At 46.8% G+C, this 17,201-nt stretch carries 15 protein-coding genes and 3 tRNA genes; 13 read left to right on the top strand and 5 right to left on the bottom strand.

Features of this window, described 5'->3' with window-relative positions:
* Nucleotides 1–11: 11 nt before the first annotated feature.
* The 3 genes from ispF to LPB400_RS07685 all read left to right on the top strand — a co-directional run bounded on the left by ispF (nt 12) and on the right by LPB400_RS07685 (nt 2,018).
* Nucleotides 12–491, top strand: a complete 480-nt coding sequence (gene ispF / locus LPB400_RS07695) for a 2-C-methyl-D-erythritol 2,4-cyclodiphosphate synthase (protein WP_070460801.1) — start codon at nt 12–14, stop codon at nt 489–491.
* A gap of 43 nt (nt 492–534) precedes the next feature.
* Nucleotides 535–1,206, top strand: coding sequence for a ribose-5-phosphate isomerase RpiA (rpiA, locus tag LPB400_RS07690; RefSeq protein WP_070460799.1), 672 nt, complete (start codon nt 535–537; stop codon nt 1,204–1,206).
* 74 nt (nt 1,207–1,280) lie between these two features.
* A complete protein-coding gene (locus tag LPB400_RS07685; protein WP_107792049.1) occupies nt 1,281–2,018 on the top strand; it encodes a thermonuclease family protein in 738 nt (245 codons plus the stop codon).
* A gap of 196 nt (nt 2,019–2,214) precedes the next feature.
* Here the strand turns inward: LPB400_RS07685 and LPB400_RS07680 are convergent.
* From LPB400_RS07680 to LPB400_RS07670, 3 genes are all read right to left on the bottom strand, one after another.
* Nucleotides 2,215–2,305: transfer RNA gene (locus LPB400_RS07680), tRNA-Ser, on the bottom strand.
* A 62-nt stretch (nt 2,306–2,367) separates the two neighbouring features.
* Nucleotides 2,368–2,454: transfer RNA gene (locus LPB400_RS07675), tRNA-Leu, on the bottom strand.
* A 38-nt stretch (nt 2,455–2,492) separates the two neighbouring features.
* Nucleotides 2,493–2,579: transfer RNA gene (locus LPB400_RS07670), tRNA-Leu, on the bottom strand.
* A gap of 94 nt (nt 2,580–2,673) precedes the next feature.
* On the opposite strand from LPB400_RS07670, the gene rnr reads away from it, so the two are divergent.
* The 4 genes from rnr (at nt 2,674) to recR (ending at nt 8,270) form a co-directional block, all read left to right on the top strand.
* Nucleotides 2,674–5,154 (top strand): ribonuclease R, encoded by a 2,481-nt coding sequence (gene rnr, locus LPB400_RS07665; protein WP_107792097.1) that lies wholly within the window; start codon nt 2,674–2,676, stop codon nt 5,152–5,154.
* Nucleotides 5,155–5,235: 81 nt separating this feature from the next.
* A complete protein-coding gene (locus LPB400_RS07660) occupies nt 5,236–5,583 on the top strand; it encodes an arsenate reductase (RefSeq protein ID WP_070460793.1) in 348 nt (115 codons plus the stop codon).
* A 145-nt stretch (nt 5,584–5,728) separates the two neighbouring features.
* A complete protein-coding gene (locus tag LPB400_RS07655; protein ID WP_107792037.1) occupies nt 5,729–7,582 on the top strand; it encodes a SurA N-terminal domain-containing protein in 1,854 nt (617 codons plus the stop codon).
* Between the two features lie 82 nt (nt 7,583–7,664).
* On the top strand, nt 7,665–8,270 hold the full coding sequence (recR, locus tag LPB400_RS07650; RefSeq protein WP_049348472.1) for a recombination mediator RecR: 606 nt from the start codon (nt 7,665–7,667) through the stop codon (nt 8,268–8,270).
* A gap of 62 nt (nt 8,271–8,332) precedes the next feature.
* Here recR and LPB400_RS07645 read toward each other — a convergent pair whose 3' ends face one another.
* Complete coding sequence (locus LPB400_RS07645; RefSeq protein WP_107792036.1) at nt 8,333–8,620, bottom strand: hypothetical protein; 288 nt, start codon at nt 8,618–8,620, stop codon at nt 8,333–8,335.
* A 214-nt stretch (nt 8,621–8,834) separates the two neighbouring features.
* Here LPB400_RS07645 and LPB400_RS07640 point away from each other — a divergent pair, with 214 nt between their 5' ends.
* From LPB400_RS07640 to LPB400_RS07625, 4 genes are all read left to right on the top strand, one after another.
* Nucleotides 8,835–10,085 carry a lipoprotein-releasing ABC transporter permease subunit gene (locus LPB400_RS07640; protein ID WP_003746931.1) on the top strand — a complete coding sequence of 417 codons (1,251 nt, stop codon included), beginning with the start codon at nt 8,835–8,837 and terminating at the stop codon, nt 10,083–10,085.
* Nucleotides 10,078–10,761 (top strand): lipoprotein-releasing ABC transporter ATP-binding protein LolD, encoded by a 684-nt coding sequence (gene lolD / locus LPB400_RS07635; protein WP_107792035.1) that lies wholly within the window; start codon nt 10,078–10,080, stop codon nt 10,759–10,761. The genes LPB400_RS07640 and lolD overlap by 8 nt, the downstream gene beginning before the upstream one ends.
* Before the next feature lie 132 nt (nt 10,762–10,893).
* The gene (gene recD, locus LPB400_RS07630) at nt 10,894–12,657 is read left to right on the top strand and encodes an exodeoxyribonuclease V subunit alpha (protein WP_107792034.1); all 1,764 of its coding nucleotides are present in this window, start codon (nt 10,894–10,896) and stop codon (nt 12,655–12,657) included.
* 96 nt (nt 12,658–12,753) lie between these two features.
* On the top strand, nt 12,754–13,953 hold the full coding sequence (locus tag LPB400_RS07625) for a hypothetical protein (RefSeq protein ID WP_049322759.1): 1,200 nt from the start codon (nt 12,754–12,756) through the stop codon (nt 13,951–13,953).
* 102 nt (nt 13,954–14,055) lie between these two features.
* On the opposite strand, the gene LPB400_RS07620 is transcribed toward LPB400_RS07625, so the two are convergent.
* Nucleotides 14,056–14,457, bottom strand: coding sequence for an RNA-binding S4 domain-containing protein (locus LPB400_RS07620; RefSeq protein WP_219088619.1), 402 nt, complete (start codon nt 14,455–14,457; stop codon nt 14,056–14,058).
* A gap of 204 nt (nt 14,458–14,661) precedes the next feature.
* On the opposite strand from LPB400_RS07620, the gene LPB400_RS07615 reads away from it, so the two are divergent.
* Nucleotides 14,662–15,621, top strand: coding sequence for an acetyl-CoA carboxylase carboxyltransferase subunit alpha (locus LPB400_RS07615; protein WP_219088617.1), 960 nt, complete (start codon nt 14,662–14,664; stop codon nt 15,619–15,621).
* 91 nt (nt 15,622–15,712) lie between these two features.
* Complete coding sequence (tilS, locus tag LPB400_RS07610; RefSeq protein ID WP_219088615.1) at nt 15,713–17,068, top strand: tRNA lysidine(34) synthetase TilS; 1,356 nt, start codon at nt 15,713–15,715, stop codon at nt 17,066–17,068.
* Nucleotides 17,069–17,201: the final 133 nt, after the last annotated feature.

Here is a 17,201-nt window from a genome sequence, read left to right as displayed (position 1 = left end):
AGGAAACAAACATGAATATCCGTATCGGACAGGGCTACGATGTCCATCAGTTGGTCGAAGGGCGAGATTTGATACTCGGCGGCGTCAACATTCCGTTTGAAAAAGGCTTGCTGGGTCATTCAGATGCCGATGCGCTCTTGCATGCGATTACCGATGCCCTGTTGGGTGCGGCCGGTTTGGGCGATATCGGCAGCCATTTTCCTGATACTGCCGCCGAGTTCAAAGATGCCGACAGCCGTGTGCTGTTGCGTGAGGCTTATCAAAGCGTGCAGAAATTGGGTTGGAAGGTGGTTAATGTCGATACGACCGTGATTGCGCAAAAGCCAAAACTTGCGCCGCATATTCCGGCAATGCGCGCTAATATCGCCGCAGATTTGGGTTTGCCTGCAAACTGCGTGAATATCAAGGGCAAAACCAACGAAAAACTTGGCTATCTGGGACGTATGGAAGCCATTGAAGCGCAAGCGGCAGTATTGCTGATTAAAGCCTAAGAGCTTAAAATTACTTTATTATTCAAACTGAAAGACTGACAACATGGCAACTCAAGACGAACTTAAACGCATTGCCGCCGAAAAAGCGGTGGAATTTGTTCCTGAAAACGAATACATCGGTATCGGTACCGGCTCTACCATCAACTTTTTTATTGAAGCTTTGGGTAAAAGCGGTAAGAAAATTAAGGGTGCCGTGTCTACTTCTAAAAAATCCAGCGAGCTTTTGGCAAAATACGAGATTCCAGAAGTTTCACTGAATGAAGTGATGGGATTGGCGATTTATGTTGACGGCGCAGACGAAGTCAACCACGCGCTGCAAATGATTAAAGGCGGCGGCGGTGCGCATTTGAACGAAAAAATCGTGGCCAGCGCATCCGATAAATTTGTCTGTATCGCCGATGAAAGCAAATATGTTTCTCGTTTGGGTAAATTCCCATTGCCGGTAGAAGTGGTTGAAAATGCCCGTTCGCTGGTGTCGCGCAAACTGCTTGCCATGGGCGGACAGCCTGAGTTGCGTGTCGGCTATACTACTTTCTATGGCAACCAAATCGTTGATGTTCACGGCCTCAATATCGACCAAGCCCTGAAAATGGAAGACGAAATCAATAAAATCACTGGCGTACTCGAAAACGGTATTTTTGCCCGCGATGCCGCAGATGTGTTGGTTTTGGGTACGGCAGAAGGCGCAAAAGTCATCCTGCCTTGTCAGGATTAATGAAGATTAATCAATCTTAAAAGGCCGTCTGAAAGTGCATTAGGTCTTTCAGACGGCCTTCAATTTGGCAAAATATGCAAATCAGTAAAATTATAAAATGGTTGCCTGTTGTTGTATCCGTTTTGGGCGCACTTGGTTACAGTTCACGTGATACTGAGGTGATTCGTACAGGGGTAAGCGTTGCTGCAACATTGGCACAAGGCGACAATATCGGTTTAGAAAAGGTCAATGAATGGCTGGGTGAAAATGTCGTCAAAGCCACATCTGACACTAAAGCCGAAGCTAAACCCAAACCGGAACAAAAACAAAAGTCATCGCGACAATCCTACACATACAACGGAAAAATCATCAAAATCCATGATGGCGATACCATGCACATTATCGATAGCGACGGCAGGAAACACAAAATCCGCATGGCATATGTCGATGCGCCGGAAATCAACCAGGCTTATGGTACGCAATCACGAGACAATCTGATTGATGCAGCATTGCATAAAAAAGCCAAAGTCCGCGTGTTTGAAGCCGACCGCTACCAGCGCGAAGTTGCCCAAGTATCAGTCGGCACGATTGATTTGAATTTGATGCAAATACGGGATGGCGCCGCATGGCATTATGAAAGTTATGCCAAAAAACAACAAAGTAAAACCGCTTACACCGACTATTCGGCAGCACAAAAACAAGCCAAGGAAAAGCGTAAAGGCTTATGGAAAAAAGACAATCCGCAAGCACCTTGGCAATTTCGCCGTCAAAACCACGAGCAGCAGAACGGCAATAAAAAGCAGTCTGATAAACAATGGTTTGGGATTTGGTAGATTTTAAGAAAGAGGCCGTCTGAAAACTTTCAGACGGCCTTTAATCATTACGGTTTAGTATAAGACAAGAATGCGTCGGAGGTTTCTGATTAGAATGTAAGGGAAATAAATGTAAGGGAAATAAAAGTGTGATGTAATATTTTTAAGAAGGGCAGATATGAAAAAAGACACCGTTAGCTAGTGTCTTTAGTATCTATGGCAGAGAGGAAGGGATTCGAACCCTCGATACGCTATTCACGTATACACGCTTTCCAGGCGTGCGACTTAAACCACTCATCCACCTCTCTGTGGACTATTATCCTGACTTGTTATCAGAATAATGTAAAAACTTGACTTATTGATTTATCAGTGGTGCCCAGGAGAAGACTCGAACTTCCACACCCGTGAGGATACTAGCACCTGAAGCTAGCGCGTCTACCAATTCCGCCACCTGGGCAATTTAAATTTTCTTAAGCAAAGAAGTACCAAAATATTTGGTGCCCAGGAGAAGACTCGAACTTCCACGCCCGTGAGGACACTAGCACCTGAAGCTAGCGCGTCTACCAATTCCGCCACCTGGGCTTTGCTTTATTCTTCAATTTAAGGTACAGTTGAATACCTGAACTGCGAAGAAGCAGCTATTATATATTTTAAAAAAAGAATGTCAACTATCAAAATGAACAAAAATACTAAATCTTTAAATTTACGAGAAAAAGACCCGTATTTGGAGCGGGAGAAACAACGTTACGCTCATCCGTTGCCCAGCCGTGAATGGGTCATTGAATTATTGGAACAAAAAGGTGTGCCGACAAAAATCGAAGCTTTGGCACATGAATTGTCGATTACAGAAGATGAATATGAATTCTTCGAGCGCCGTCTGAAAGCGATGGCACGCGATGGCCAGGTGTTGATTAATCGACGTGGGGCGGTGTGTGCGGCAGAAAAATTGGCATTGGTTAAATGCCGTGTCGAAGCGCATAAAGACGGTTTTGGTTTTGCCGTGCCGCTTACGCCGACAGGTGAGGGCGATTTCGTCTTGTATGAGCGTCAGATGCGCGGCGTGATGCACGGGGATATTGTTACCGTGCGTCCTGCCGGTATCGACCGCAGAGGCCGTCGCGAAGGTACGGTTTTGGATGTGGTGGAGCGTGCGCAGTCTAAAGTGGTCGGCCGTTTTTATATGGATCGCGGCGTGGCGATTTTGGAGGCAGAAGACAAACGTTTGAATCAAAGCATTGTTTTGGAACCTGAAAGTGTAGCGCGCTTTAAACCGCAATCCGGTCAAGTCATTGTTGGTGAAATTGAGACTTACCCCGAGCAAAACCGCCCTGCCGTAGCGAAAATTATTGAAGTATTGGGTGATTATGCCGACAGCGGTATGGAAATCGAAATCGCCGTGCGCAAGCACCATTTGCCGCACCAATTTAGCGAAGCGTGTGTCAAAGCTGCGAAGAAAATTCCCGATCATGTGCGTAAAACCGACTTGAAAGGGCGCGTGGACCTACGAGATTTGCCTCTGGTAACCATCGATGGCGAAACTGCGCGGGACTTTGACGATGCGGTTTTTGCCGAAAAAATCGGCCGCAATTACCGCTTGGTGGTGGCGATAGCCGATGTCAGTCATTATGTCCGCCCTGATGACACGATTGATGTAGATGCTCAAGAACGCAGTACCAGCGTGTATTTCCCGCGCCGTGTGATTCCGATGCTGCCGGAGAATTTGTCCAACGGCATCTGCTCGCTCAATCCTGATGTCGAACGCCTGTGTATGGTGTGCGATATGGTGATTACTTATGCCGGCAATATCAAGGAATACCGTTTCTATCCGGCAGTAATGCGTTCGCATGCGCGACTGACTTATAATCAAGTTTGGGATTGGATTTCAGACGGCCGGGATCATCCGTTTAAACCGCAAATCGATACTCTGTATAAATTATTCAAAATCTTGCAGAAAAAACGTTTCGAGCGTGGCGCGGTTGAGTTTGAGAGCATTGAAACCCAGATGATTTTCGACGACAACGGTAAAATCGACAAGATTGTTCCCGTTGTACGCAACGATGCGCACAAGCTGATTGAAGAATGTATGCTGGCGGCGAATGTTTGCGCGGCAGAGTTCTTGCTGAAAAACAAACATACGGCTTTGTTCCGCAATCACTTGGGCCCGACTCCCGAAAAACTGGCTACTTTACGCGAGCAGCTTGGTTTGCTGGGTCTGAGTTTGGGCGGCGGCGATAATCCGACGCCGAAAGACTATGCTGCGCTTGCCGAACAATTTAAAAACCGTCCGGATGCGGAGCTGTTGCAAGTGATGATGTTGCGTTCTATGCAACAGGCGGTTTATGAGCCGCATTGCGACGGTCACTTTGGTTTGGCTTATGGTGCATATGCACACTTTACTTCGCCTATCCGCCGTTATCCGGATTTGACGGTGCATCGTGCCATCAAAGCTGTATTGAACGGACAAACTTATCAACCCAATAAAACCTGGCAGGCTTTGGGCGTACATACCTCTTTCTGCGAGCGCCGAGCCGATGATGCCAGCCGCGATGTGGAAAACTGGCTGAAAACTTATTATATGCGCGACAAAGTCGGCGAAGTCTTTAGTGGTAAGATTTCGGGCATGACAAGCTTCGGTATTTTTGTAACCTTGGACGACATTCATATCGACGGTTTGGTACACATCAGCGATTTGGGAGAGGATTATTTCAACTTCCGTCCTGAAATTATGGCAATTGAGGGCGAACGCAGCGGTGTCCGTTTCAATATGGGCGATACGGTTACTGTAAAAGTCGCGCGTGCCGATTTGGATACCAGCAAGATTGATTTGACCTTAATCAGCGGCGGTTCAGTCGGTAAGAAACGCGGCGGAAGAAAAGCGAAACCTGTGAGTAAGCCGACAGCTGCTGACAAGCCTGTCGAAAAGCGTAAGCGTAAACTTTCGGCTAAAGAAATTGATGAAGCGTTGGCTACTCCTGTGAAGGCAAAGAAGAGCAAGGTGAAAAGTAAACCTGCCTCTAAGCCTACTAAGCCAAGCAAACCTAAAGCCGCAAGCAAGAAAAAAGCGCAGGCGAAAACAGCTTCCGTCAAAGCCGGGCGTAAAAATAATGCTCAAGGTAAAAGCGTGAAGATTAAAGTGAAGAAAGCTGCTAAGAAATAAGTAGCATTCAATTCAGGCCGTCTGAAAAGTTTCAGACGGCCTGAATTCGTGATTTTATGAATAAAACCAAGGATAAATAAGATGATAAAACTATACGGTATTCCCAATTGCGATACGGTTAAAAAAGCGCGCAGTTGGTTGGCGGAAAACGGCATCGAGTTTGAGTTTGTAGATTTTAAGAAAAACGCCCCGACTGCCGAATTGATTGATGGCTGGCTGGAGCAGGCGGCTTTGGAAATTTTGCTCAATAAAAGAGGTACGACTTGGCGCAAGTTGGATAAAGATGCGCAAGAATCTGCCGCGACAAAAGAAGGTGCGATTTCTTTGATGGTGGGAAATCCCAGTATCATCAAGCGGCCTGTATTGGTCAAAGAAGGACAGGTTCATGTCGGATTTTCAGTAGAAGCGTATCAGGAAATTTTCGGATAAGGCATTTTTAGGTTTTTAGGCCGTCTGAAAAAGCAAGCCTCGAAAAAATACGTTACAATACGCGCTTTGAGCCTGTTTTCAGGATTTTAAGATTTTTGCGGCAGCATTTTCAGGCTGCCGCGCCAAACTTTTCTTTCGGATAAATATGTTCCATATTGTTGAAAAATATAAAACACCCGCCCAGATTGTTTTAGGTATCATCGGTCTGACCTTTATCGGATTCGGTGCCAATAACTTGTCTTCGCCGGGTTCTGATTACATTGTCAAAGTCGGGGATGAGAAGGTCAGCGAGCATGCTTTACAGATTGCGATACAAAATGAGCAGGCTGCCGGCAATAATGCGCCTTCGCGTGATGCGATATTCCAATCTTTATTGCAAAGAGCTTACCTGAAGCAGGGTGCCAAGCTGATGGGCATTGCTGTGTCTCAGGAACAAATCAAGCAAGTTATCGTGGATGATCCGAATTTCCATGATGCTTCTGGCAAATTCAGTCAGGATTTGCTCAAGAAGTATTTGGATCAGCGCAAAATGACGGAGGATCAGTTTGTTGAAGACATCCGTGAACAGTTCCAATTGCAAAATCTGTTGAATTTGGTGCAAAACGGTGCGTTGGTCAGCGATGCGCAAGCGCGTCAGTTGATTAACCTGACTCAAGCAACACGTACCATCCGTTCATTTACTTTCAGCCCTGAAGCATTTGCGGCACAAGTAAAAGTAGATGATGCGGCTTTGCAAAAGTATTATGAAGCGCATAAGAAAGATTACTTGATTCCTCAAGCCGTTAAGCTGGAATATGTGGCTTTGAACATCAAAGATTTGGCTGACAAGCAAACCGTCAGCGCAGAAGAAGTACAAAAAGCTTACGACAGCAAAAGCGTAGATTTGTCGCCAAGAGCCGAAATTGCGCATATTTTCATTCCTGTTATGCCTAACGGAGATGAAGCAAGCAATGCGGAAATTAAAGCCGAAGTAGATAAAATGGCTGCAGAGCTCAAAGCGCACCCAGATGCTTTCGCCGAGCTGGCGGCCAAGTACTCCAAAGATTTGTCTAGCAGCAACAAAGGCGGCAATTTGGGCTACCTGAGCAAAAGCGGCGGCAGTGGCTTTGGACCTGAATTTGATAAAGCGGCATTTGCATTGGGCAAAGGCGAAGTCAGCGATACCGTTAAATCATCTTTGGGTTATCACGTTATCAAAGTTTTGAATGTCGAAGCTGAGCCGACTTTGGAACAAGCCAAAGCGCGTATCGAAGCAGCCTTGAAACTGAAAAAAGCAGCTTCTGCCTTTAATGCCGCTAAAGAAAAATTGGGTGAAGATGCCTTCAATGATCCATCTTCTTTGGCAAAAGCAGCCGCCAATTCAGGTTTGAAAGTGGAAAACTTGGATGAGTGGGTGACCAAAGCGGGCGCGAAGGAAGCCGGCTTGCCTGAAGCATTGATTAATGCCGCGTTTAGTGATGATGTACTGAAGAAAAAACACAATTCTGAAGTGATCGCCATCAACAACGATACCGTTTGGGTCATTCGTGCGAAAGAAGTGCGCGAAGAGAAAATTGCACCATTTGCAGAAGTCAAAGACACTGTCCGTGCAGCATATCTGCGCTCTGAAGCTGCCAAACTGGCGGAGAAGAAAGCCCAAGAAACTTTGGCCGCATTGAAAGCCGGTAAAGCTGCCGATATTCAATGGTCGCCTGTTTCTCAATTGAGCGCACAAGATGCACGTAAAACCATGTCTCCGGAAGCTTATGCGGCTTTGCTGAAAGCGCGTCCTGTCGGCGGCAAACCTGCGTATACATTGTTGGAAGGTATGCCTGCGCCGGTGATTATGGAAGTTCAGAGCGTTTCTGCTCCTGAAAATGCCGATTCACAGATTCCGGCTGCCAAACAGGCTTTGGTTCAGCAGCTTTCTGCCAATGTGTTCGATAATTTACTCCAGTATTTGGATAAAAAAATCGATCGTAAGCAAGGCGCACAGCAAGTTAATAATGCTGCCGAATAAGCAGAGTATTTGAGTAGGGCAGCCGGATGAATTCCGGCTGTTTTCTTATTTTTAGCTATCTTTTTAAAGGCCGTCTGAAATCATGAGTAAAAATCCTGATGCCTTTGTCCGCTTGATTAATGCATTAAAAATCCTGCCCAATGTCGGCCCAAAATCCGCCCAGCGTATGGCTTACCAGCTTTTACAGTACAAACGCGAAGAAGCGCAGGAGTTGGTGGATGCTTTGCAGTTTGCTTTGAGACAGGTGCAACATTGTCGGATGTGCAACACATTTTGCGAAGGCGATTTGTGTGAAATTTGCGCAGACGAAAAACGCGATAAAAGCCGTTTGATGATTGTGCATATGCCGGCGGATGTCTCCAGCATGGAGGCGGCTAATTGTCATGATGGCCTGTATTTCGTTCTGATGGGGCAAGTCAGTCCGGCGCAGGGCATGGATATTTCGGCAGTAGCGTTAGATAAGCTGGTTGTCCGTTTGCAGGCGAGTGATATTGAGGAAATTATCATTGCAACCAACTTCACAGCCGAAGGCGATGCGACAGCATATGTATTGGCGGAATTGTTTAAAAATCTTCCTTATAAAGTCAGTCGATTGGCGAGGGGAATCCCTTTGGGTGGTGAGATGGAATATGTGGATGCTGGTACTTTGGCTCAGGCTGTTTACGATAGAAGGAATATTCAATCTTAAATGGCAATATAAAAAGGCCGTCTGAAAGTTTTTCAGACGGCCTTTTCATTGATGAAATCAGATTATTTGCAGCTCACGCCTTGAATTTGAGGCGTATCGCCGTTGCCGACTTTGAATGCGCATTTGGTTGCGCTGCTGCCGGATACGGTAACAACACCGTTTCCGCTGTTGAGGCTGACAGGTTCTTTTACGCCCATGCCGACAGCAGTGGCTGCCAGTTTTTGAACATCGGCGTCGGAGTAAGCGGTATTGTTTGAACTGATTTTGATTTCTTTGGCGGCATATGCATTGAAGCTGAATGACAAGCCTACAGCTATGGATACGAGGGCCAAGAATTTTTTGCTGTTCATTAGTGTATTTCCTTTTTGATGGTGACAAAACGAGTCACAGCTTCAGAATAAGGGCGATTGGACGATTGTGCAAGTTTTTCGGCGGAATTTACGGGAAGATACATGGTTTTACATACACTATATCCCTGAATGCCACATCAGTCGGGCAATCGGACGACCTGTCGGTTTTACGGTACAATAAGTCTTTTTTGACAAACGAATGAGGCATTTTTGAATGGCTTCTTTAGAAACTTGGATAGGCCTGCGTTATTTGCGTGCGAAAAAACGCAACGGCTTTATGTCATTTATTACCATGATTTCAATCGCCGGTATCGCCTTGGGCGTAACGGCGCTGATTGTGGTGCTATCAGTGATGAACGGATTTCAGAAAGAGATACGCGGTCAATTGTTGAACGTCGCACCTCATGCAGAAATCGGCTATTACGATGTCGGCAGTGCGCCGGGTTGGCAGAATTTGCGCGAATTTGTAAAAGGCAAAAAGGAAGTATTGGCCAGCGCGCCTTATGTTTCCGATCAGGCTTTGCTTGCCAATGCCGGTGAAGTGCGCGGTGTGCAGATACGCGGTATCTTGCCGTCTGAAGAAAAAAATGTCGTTGATTACGGCAAGGATATGCCGGCCGGCAGTTTCGACGATTTGAAGCCGGGCGAATTTGATATTATTTTAGGCCAAGGGCTGGCTGAGGCATTGGGTACGGAGCTTGGCGGTAAAGTTACTGTGATTACGCCGGAGGGTAATGTCACTCCTGCCGGCGTGGTGCCGCGCTTGAAGCAGTTTAATGTGGTCGGTGTGGTAAAAACCGGTGTTTATGAAGTCGATAACACATTGGCCATGACGCATATCAAGGATGCGCAAGTCTTGTATCGACTGGGAGAAAATGTCGGTGGGCTGCGTTTACGATTGGCTGATCCGCAGAATGCACCGTCTTTCATTGCCAAGTTGATTCCTGATGCTAAAAAAGATGAAGTATGGGTGCGCGACTGGACGTTTAACAACCGCAGCTATTTTGAAGCCGTTGAGTTGGAAAAACGCATGATGTTCATCATTTTGACACTGATTATCGCGGTTGCTGCGTTTAACCTCGTCTCTTCCTTAGTAATGGCGGTAACGGAAAAACAAGCCGATATTGCGATTTTGCGCACGTTAGGTTTGTCCCCGGGCGGCGTTATGAAGATTTTCTTGGTGCAGGGTGCTTTTGCGGGGTTCTTCGGTACGCTTGTGGGCGTGGTATGCGGCGTATTGCTGGGTTGGAATGTCGGCAAGATTGTTGCGTTTTTTGAAGACCTGTTTGGCGTTCATTTGATTAACTCTCAAGTTTATTTCATCGATTACCTGCCTAGTGATGTGAACTTGAAAGATGTTGCCGTTATTGCCTGCATTTCGCTTGGCTTGGCATTTATCGCCACACTGTATCCGAGCTGGCGTGCTGCGAAAACCCAACCTGCGGAGGCTTTGCGTTATGAGTAAGACAATTTTGAAATGTATCGGCGTTGGCAAAAGCTATAATGACGGCGCATTGAATGTACAAGTGTTGAATCATTTAGATTTTGAAGTTGCCGAAGCGGAAAGTGTGAGTATTATCGGTTCATCAGGCAGCGGTAAATCTACGTTGCTGCACCTTCTTGGTGGATTGGATATGCCGTCTGAAGGCAAGGTAATACTGATGGATCAGGATTTGGGCGGTTTGAGCCAAAAACAGTTGGGCGAATTGCGCAACCGTTATTTGGGCTTTGTGTATCAATTCCACCATCTATTGCCTGAGTTTTCTGCTTTGGAAAATGTCATGATGCCGCTTTTAATCGGCAAAATGCCCAAGGCGATGGCTGAGGAGAAGGCTGTCAAGATGCTGAAAAAGGTCGGCTTGGATAAGCGTATGCTGCACCGTCCAAGCGAACTTTCCGGCGGCGAGCGTCAGCGTGCGGCGATTGCCCGTGCTTTGGTTAATGAGCCGAAATGCCTGTTGGCAGATGAGCCGACGGGGAACCTTGACCGTAAAAATGCGCAAAATGTGCTGGACATGATGCTGGATTTGAAACGCGAATTGAACACCAGCCTGATTGTGGTAACCCATGATGACGAGCTGGCTGAACGTTTCGACCGGGTAATGACCATGAAAGACGGCAGCCTGCAAGCGCTGCAATAAGGTTATTATTTCAGGCAAATATTTTATGCTTTGAACGGTATAATAGAGGCCGTCTGAAAAATAGGTTTTCATTTATGGAAACACTGTTTTTCAGACGGCCTTTCTTTTGTCCGTATCCATCAAGCTTGAGCCATGAATCCGACCGACTCTATCCTTTCCTCTGCCGCAGATGCGGCCATTGCGTTTTTCCGCCGCCACGAAGTACAGGGCGCATCCGTTATTGAGCCTTATGTGGTTCGACTGTTTGCAGCCTTGCAAAACGGGCATTCGTTTATTTATTTGGATAAAGCGGATGTCGATGCCTTAAGCAACTTGCCGAATTTGGTCGGCAATGCGGATAAACCGCTTATCCTGCAAGACCGGAAATTGTTTTTAGGGCGGATGTGGCAGTTGGAGCATGATTTGGCTGTCGAAATCAAACGGCTGGCAAGTGCCGCGGCGGAAGAAGTGAATTTCATGGCGGCTTCAAAAAGCCTGAGCGACTGGTTTGATCCTAAAGACAGTAAAGAGCAGAGGGATGCTGCGGCTTTGGCCTTGCTGCAAAACTTTATGCTGATTACCGGCGGGCCGGGTACGGGTAAGACCACGACCGTCGCAAAGCTTTTGGGTCTGATTTGCAATAACAGTACGAAGCTGCCCCGTATTGCGTTGGCCGCGCCGACGGGCAAGGCGGCTGCGCATATGGCACGGGCTTTGCAGCGGGCTTTAGATGGCTTTGATTTGTCTCCGAACATTAAAGCGCATTTGGAAAACTTGGAAGGGCAGACTGTCCATCGATTGTTGAAATTGCGGCCGCCGCAAATGCGCCCCGCGTTCAATCATGAACATCCGCTTGCTTTGGATGTTTTGGTGGTGGATGAGGCTTCGATGTTGGATTTGCCGCTGGTGTTGGATTTATTGCGTGCCGTGCCGACCAGTTGTCGTTTGGTGTTGCTTGGCGATGAAAACCAGTTGCCGTCGGTTGGCTTGGGTGCCGTATTGGCGGCGTTGTCGCGTCCGACGGTTTTGGATAAAGAAACTGCTGAAAAGCTGGAAGTTTATCTGCCCAATCATGGCTTTGAGATTAAAGAGCGGCCTCAGGCTTTATCGCAAAACAATGCCAAATTGACGTTCAGCCACCGTTTTGGTGCAGACAGCGGCATTGGTTGTTTGGCAAGGGCGGTGGTATCCGGGGAAAAGCAAACTGCGGTCGAACAGTTTGACAAGTTTCCCAAAGAGTTGGAAATGAAATCAGGCCGTCTGAAAGAGCAGGTTGCTTTGCTGTATCAAAAGCAACAGGATTATTGGCAGGCCGTGGCAGAGAATAATGTTGCACTCGCCTATGGTCATGCTGCCGATGTGGTGGTATTGGCGGCTTGGCGGCAGGATGCGGATGATTTGAATCAGGCTTATCAAGAATATTTGCAACGGCAAGGCAAGGTTTCGGGCGAAACGCCTTGGTTTGCCGGACAGATCATCATGATTACCCACAATGATTACATGCTGGAAGTGTTTAACGGCGACATCGGGCTGATTATGAAAGATGAAGAATCGTTGAATGGCTTGTCTGCCTATTTTCCTGAGAAAGATGGATTCAAAAAAATTACCATCAGCCGTTTGCCCGATTTTGAATCGGCTTTTGCCATGACGGTGCACAAGAGCCAAGGTTCGGAATATCGGGAAGTATGGCTGTTGCCCCCGTCAGTGCCTGCAACGACGGAGGGCGAAGAGGAAGCCCGAGGATTGGATAAGGCTTTGCTTTACACGGCCATTACCCGCGCGCGTGAACGTTTTGTGTTTTGGGGAAATGCAGAGGAATTGTGTCAGGCTGTGGGATGCCACCAAAAACGCAGGACGGCATTGGCCGATGCCTTGGAACGGCAGTTTGAACAACCTGATATGCAGGCTTCTGTTTGACCTGAATCAAGAGGCCGTCTGAAAGCGGATAAAGCGTTTAAATCTGCTTGACTGATTACACTAATTTACATACGATAAAAATAATTAGTAAACAAAATGAATAATTTTTACAAAATCCACGATTTTGTACGCTTTATCGAATACTTCACTTTCAATACCTTCTTTTGGAGAGTCGGCATGAAATTTCAAACCAAACTGATTGCAACCTGTATTTTATTGGCTTCATCATCTTATTCATTGGCAGAGAATGCTGATGGCGGTCGTGATGCGGCGGCTTTGGCCACCACCAACGATTATGTCAATTCCGGCAGCATTATTCGCAAAGATGACGATAAAATCAGCATTTTCAATGATTTGTTGACTGTGAACGGCGGTTTGCGCGTACGTGCGGATACCAAAGACATCAATGCCAACAACAGCAGCGTTAATCCGACGCCTGAAGACACCAATGCCAACTTCAACGCAGAATTTTGGTTACGCGCAAAACTGTACAAAGATTGGAAATTGGTAGCGCAAATCGAGCCGAATATCGATTTGGAAACCGGTAAATTTAACGGCGATCATGATGTGCCGGTCAATAAACTGTATGCCGAAGGGACTGTATACAACAACATCAAAGCGCGTGTCGGTAAATTTGGCGCATTCTCTTCATACGGCCGCGTATGGGATACCGAAGTCACCGGCGGCGAAATCTTCTTTGACAATAAAACCCTGCCGACCAAAATCTATGCGGGCCGCCGTACCGGCAATCTGAACGACAACGCATGGGGCATTGGCGGTCGCCGCAGACATTTTGCCGCGGTTCAAAGCGTGTTGCCTGTGAATGAGAATATCAACGTCGGCGCAACCGTCAGCTACATGAAAGACATCGATGTACGCGGCGCGAAGAAAAACGCGGTCTTCGGGGAAATTGGTACGGACATTAAATTTAATGACGATTGGCGTTGGATGGCCGCGGTCAGCAAGTCCAATATCAAAGCTTATAATGATGCCGGACAAAAAATCAAAAATGACGGCGTGTTCACTGAAGTGCGCTATAAATCGGCCGACTGGAACGTCCGTAATTCTTACGACGTATTCTTGAACTACCGCCGTGTCGGTTCGTTGTCCGGTGTCTCTTCTGTTGAGGATTACAGCAAAAACGTCCAAGGCGTGCAAATCGGTGCAACTTATATTCCTTGGAAAAACTGGAAACTCAAAGGCTTCTATTTGGCCGGCAAACAGGTTACGCCTACCGTTGGCACGGATAAGCAGGACGTAAACGTTATTCGTGGTCAGTTAGAATATAAATTTTAATCATCACAAATAAAAACAGGCAGGGTGTCCTGCCTGTTTTTGGTTTTCAGACGGCATGGATATAGGGCCGTCTGAAACAATGGATGAAATGGATGAAACGCTTTACCAGCTATCGCGCTTCATACGGTCAAGCTGGCGGCGGTCGCGTTTGGTTGGGCGCCCGTCCGGATAAGCGGCACTGATGCGGCTGGCTTGGTCGAGCTGTTTTTGAGCTTCGCGTTCGGCAGCCGTTTTCATGTCTTCTTCGTAGAGTAAACGCGCTTCCGGTGCCGGGCGGCGTTGATGATTGAGCGCGGCAACTTTGAATTTGTAGGGAAGGGAATTCAAAGTCATGTCGATGGTGTCGCCGGCGGAAATATTTTTGCTGTTTTTCACCTTCGAGCCGTTTACCAAAACCCTGCCCAGCTCAATATGTTTTTGTGCCAGCGCGCGGGTCTTGAAAAAGCGCGCGGCCCACAGCCATTTGTCCAAGCGCATGGACGTATTATCATGATCGTTTTTCATAGCCTGTTTGAAATGATTGAACTGAATTGAAGTTTATCATAAGATACGGCACTTCATGCGTTTAGTGCAGATATACTATTTCTTTGTTAAAGGCCGTCTGAAAGATTTTTTATTGCAAAAGATGGCAGTTTCCCTTTGAGAAATGCTGTCAAATACGTCTGATTAGCGTATCATGTCAGCAACCGTTACCGAGAGCTTTGTTTTATGAAACCCGTTTTTTTGGACTTCGAACAACCCATCGCCGAATTAACCAATAAAATTGACGAGTTGCGATTCGTACAAGACGAATCTGCCGTTGATATTTCCGACGAGATTGCCAGACTGAAAAAGAAAAGCAGCGAGTTGACCAAGTCAATTTTCAGCAAGCTGACTCCGGCTCAAATTTCACAAGTATCCCGCCATCCGCAACGTCCTTATACTTTGGACTATATCAACGGTATTTTTACCGATTTTGAAGAGTTGCACGGCGACCGCCATTATTCTGACGATCATGCCATTGTCGGCGGTTTGGCACGTTTCAACGGCCAAAGCGTGATGGTTATCGGCCATCAGAAAGGCCGCGATACCAAAGAAAAAATCCGCCGCAATTTCGGTATGCCGCGTCCTGAGGGTTACCGTAAAGCACTGCGCTTGATGAAGACTGCCGAAAAATTCAATATTCCGGTCATGACCTTTGTCGATACCCCGGGCGCGTATCCGGGCATCGGCGCGGAAGAACGCGGCCAGTCTGAAGCCATTGGCCGTAATTTGTACGAACTGACCCGCCTGCATGTGCCGGTATTGTGCACCATCATTGGCGAAGGCGGTTCGGGTGGGGCGTTGGCAGTGGCTGTCGGCGACTACGTCAATATGCTGCAATACTCGACTTATTCGGTGATTTCTCCCGAAGGCTGCGCTTCTATTCTTTGGAAAACTGCTGAAAAAGCAGCAGATGCCGCGCAAGCATTGGGTATTACCGCCAAACGCCTGCAAGAGTTGGACGTCATCGATAAAGTGATTGATGAGCCTTTGGGCGGCGCACACCGTGATTTTGAAACCACGATGAAAAACGTTAAAACCGTTTTAGAACAGCAATTAAGCGAAGCTCAAAGCATGACCATGTCTGACTTGCTTTCCCGCCGTTTCGACCGCATCATGGCTTACGGTAAATTTACCGATAAATAAGTTTGACTGTTGAAAAAGCAAGCAGATGCCGTCGCTGCTTGCTTTTTTTGTGTTCAATTTTTGAGTCATTCAAAATTTCAGGCCGTCTGAAATGTCGCAACTATCTCCTGATTCCCTATTTAAAAGTTTTCAAGCAGCTTTTCCTGATTTGCCGAGCCATACTGTTGTTGAAGTTGGCTTGAGTGGCGGATTGGATTCTGTCGTCCTGCTGCATCTTTTGCATCGGATGCGTGAATTTCGCCATTTTGATTTGCGTGCCGTCCATGTTCATCATGGTTTAAGTACCAATGCCGACAGTTGGGCAAAATTTTGTCAGGATTATTGTCAGCGTCTGAATGTGGCCTTGCGGGTGTGCCGTGTCAATGTGGAAAAACAAGGAAAAGGTTTGGAAGCGGCGGCCAGGGCTGCACGATATCGGGCATTTTCAGACGGCCTGAAGAAAATCATTGTTTTGGCCCATCACCGTAATGATCAAATCGAAACATTTATGTTGTCGGCTGTGCGCGGGGGTGGATTGCGCGGTATGGCGGCTATGCCGGTATGGCGTGATTTAAATGAAGAGATTCAAATCTGGCGGCCGCTTTTGGCATTTTCCCGTCAGAAATTGGCTGAGTATGCCCAACAATGGGGATTGTCTTTTGTTGAAGACGAAAGTAATGAAGACTCCGGCTATTTACGCAATTGGATGAGAAATCAGGCTTTGCCGCAATGGCAGCAGCGTATTCCGAATTTTGAGCAGCAAATTTGTGCCAATGTTCGATTATTGCAGGAAGATTTGCAGCTTTTAGATGAATTGATTGAGTCTGAATACCAGCGCATCAGTCCAAACGGAATATTCAGCATCAGCCGGTGGCGGCAATGTACGCCGCTTTTGCGTCGTCGGCTGCTTTGGTATTTTTTGCGAAAGCAAACGGAATCATTGCCTTCTTATCACAGTATTGCCGATTTTGCCCGAGTATTGGAAACCGCTGATCAGGCGCAGTTAAATTTACCAGACGGAGAACTGGTCGCCTATCGGGACAAGCTGTTTGTTTGTCAGGAAAGTGAGTTTCAAAAACTGCCTTGGTGTAATGGCAGCGAAGTTCGAGGCCGTCTGAAAGATATTTTGCTGGAAAATGGTTTTGTTTTATTACCGTATAAGGGAGGTTTGTCAGAAGAGGAGTTGGAGAAGCAGGCGGTACTTCGAAGTGTGGTCAAAGGCGATGTGATTCAGTCAGGACAAAGGGAAAAATCAGTCGAAAAACTATTGCAAGAGTGTCATATTGTGCCACTCGTCCGTAAATATTGGCCGATTGTCTTAAGTATGGGCAACAAGTGCCTTGCTGTTGTTAATCTTCGGGTGGGAAGCGATGTTCAAATAGGGGAAGGCTATCTGCCTGTTCATGAAAAGTTAGCCAAATATATAGCAAAAGACAAAGTGGTTGACTCTAAGTTTAGTAACTATTAGTAATTAAACTACTTTTATTAAGTCCATGTATATCAAGAAATATAGTCAGTGTTAGAGTATCTATACGAATAAACTTTGGCAATTGAGTGTAATCTCGTGGAACTATTTCAAAGCGTTGCTGTCTTTACTGTGC

It is taken from the genome of Neisseria perflava, assembly GCF_019334725.1.
GTDB lineage: Bacteria > Pseudomonadota > Gammaproteobacteria > Burkholderiales > Neisseriaceae > Neisseria > Neisseria subflava_A.
The sequence above is the reverse complement of the archived record's forward strand: the minus strand, read 5'-3'. Positions and strand labels throughout refer to the sequence as shown.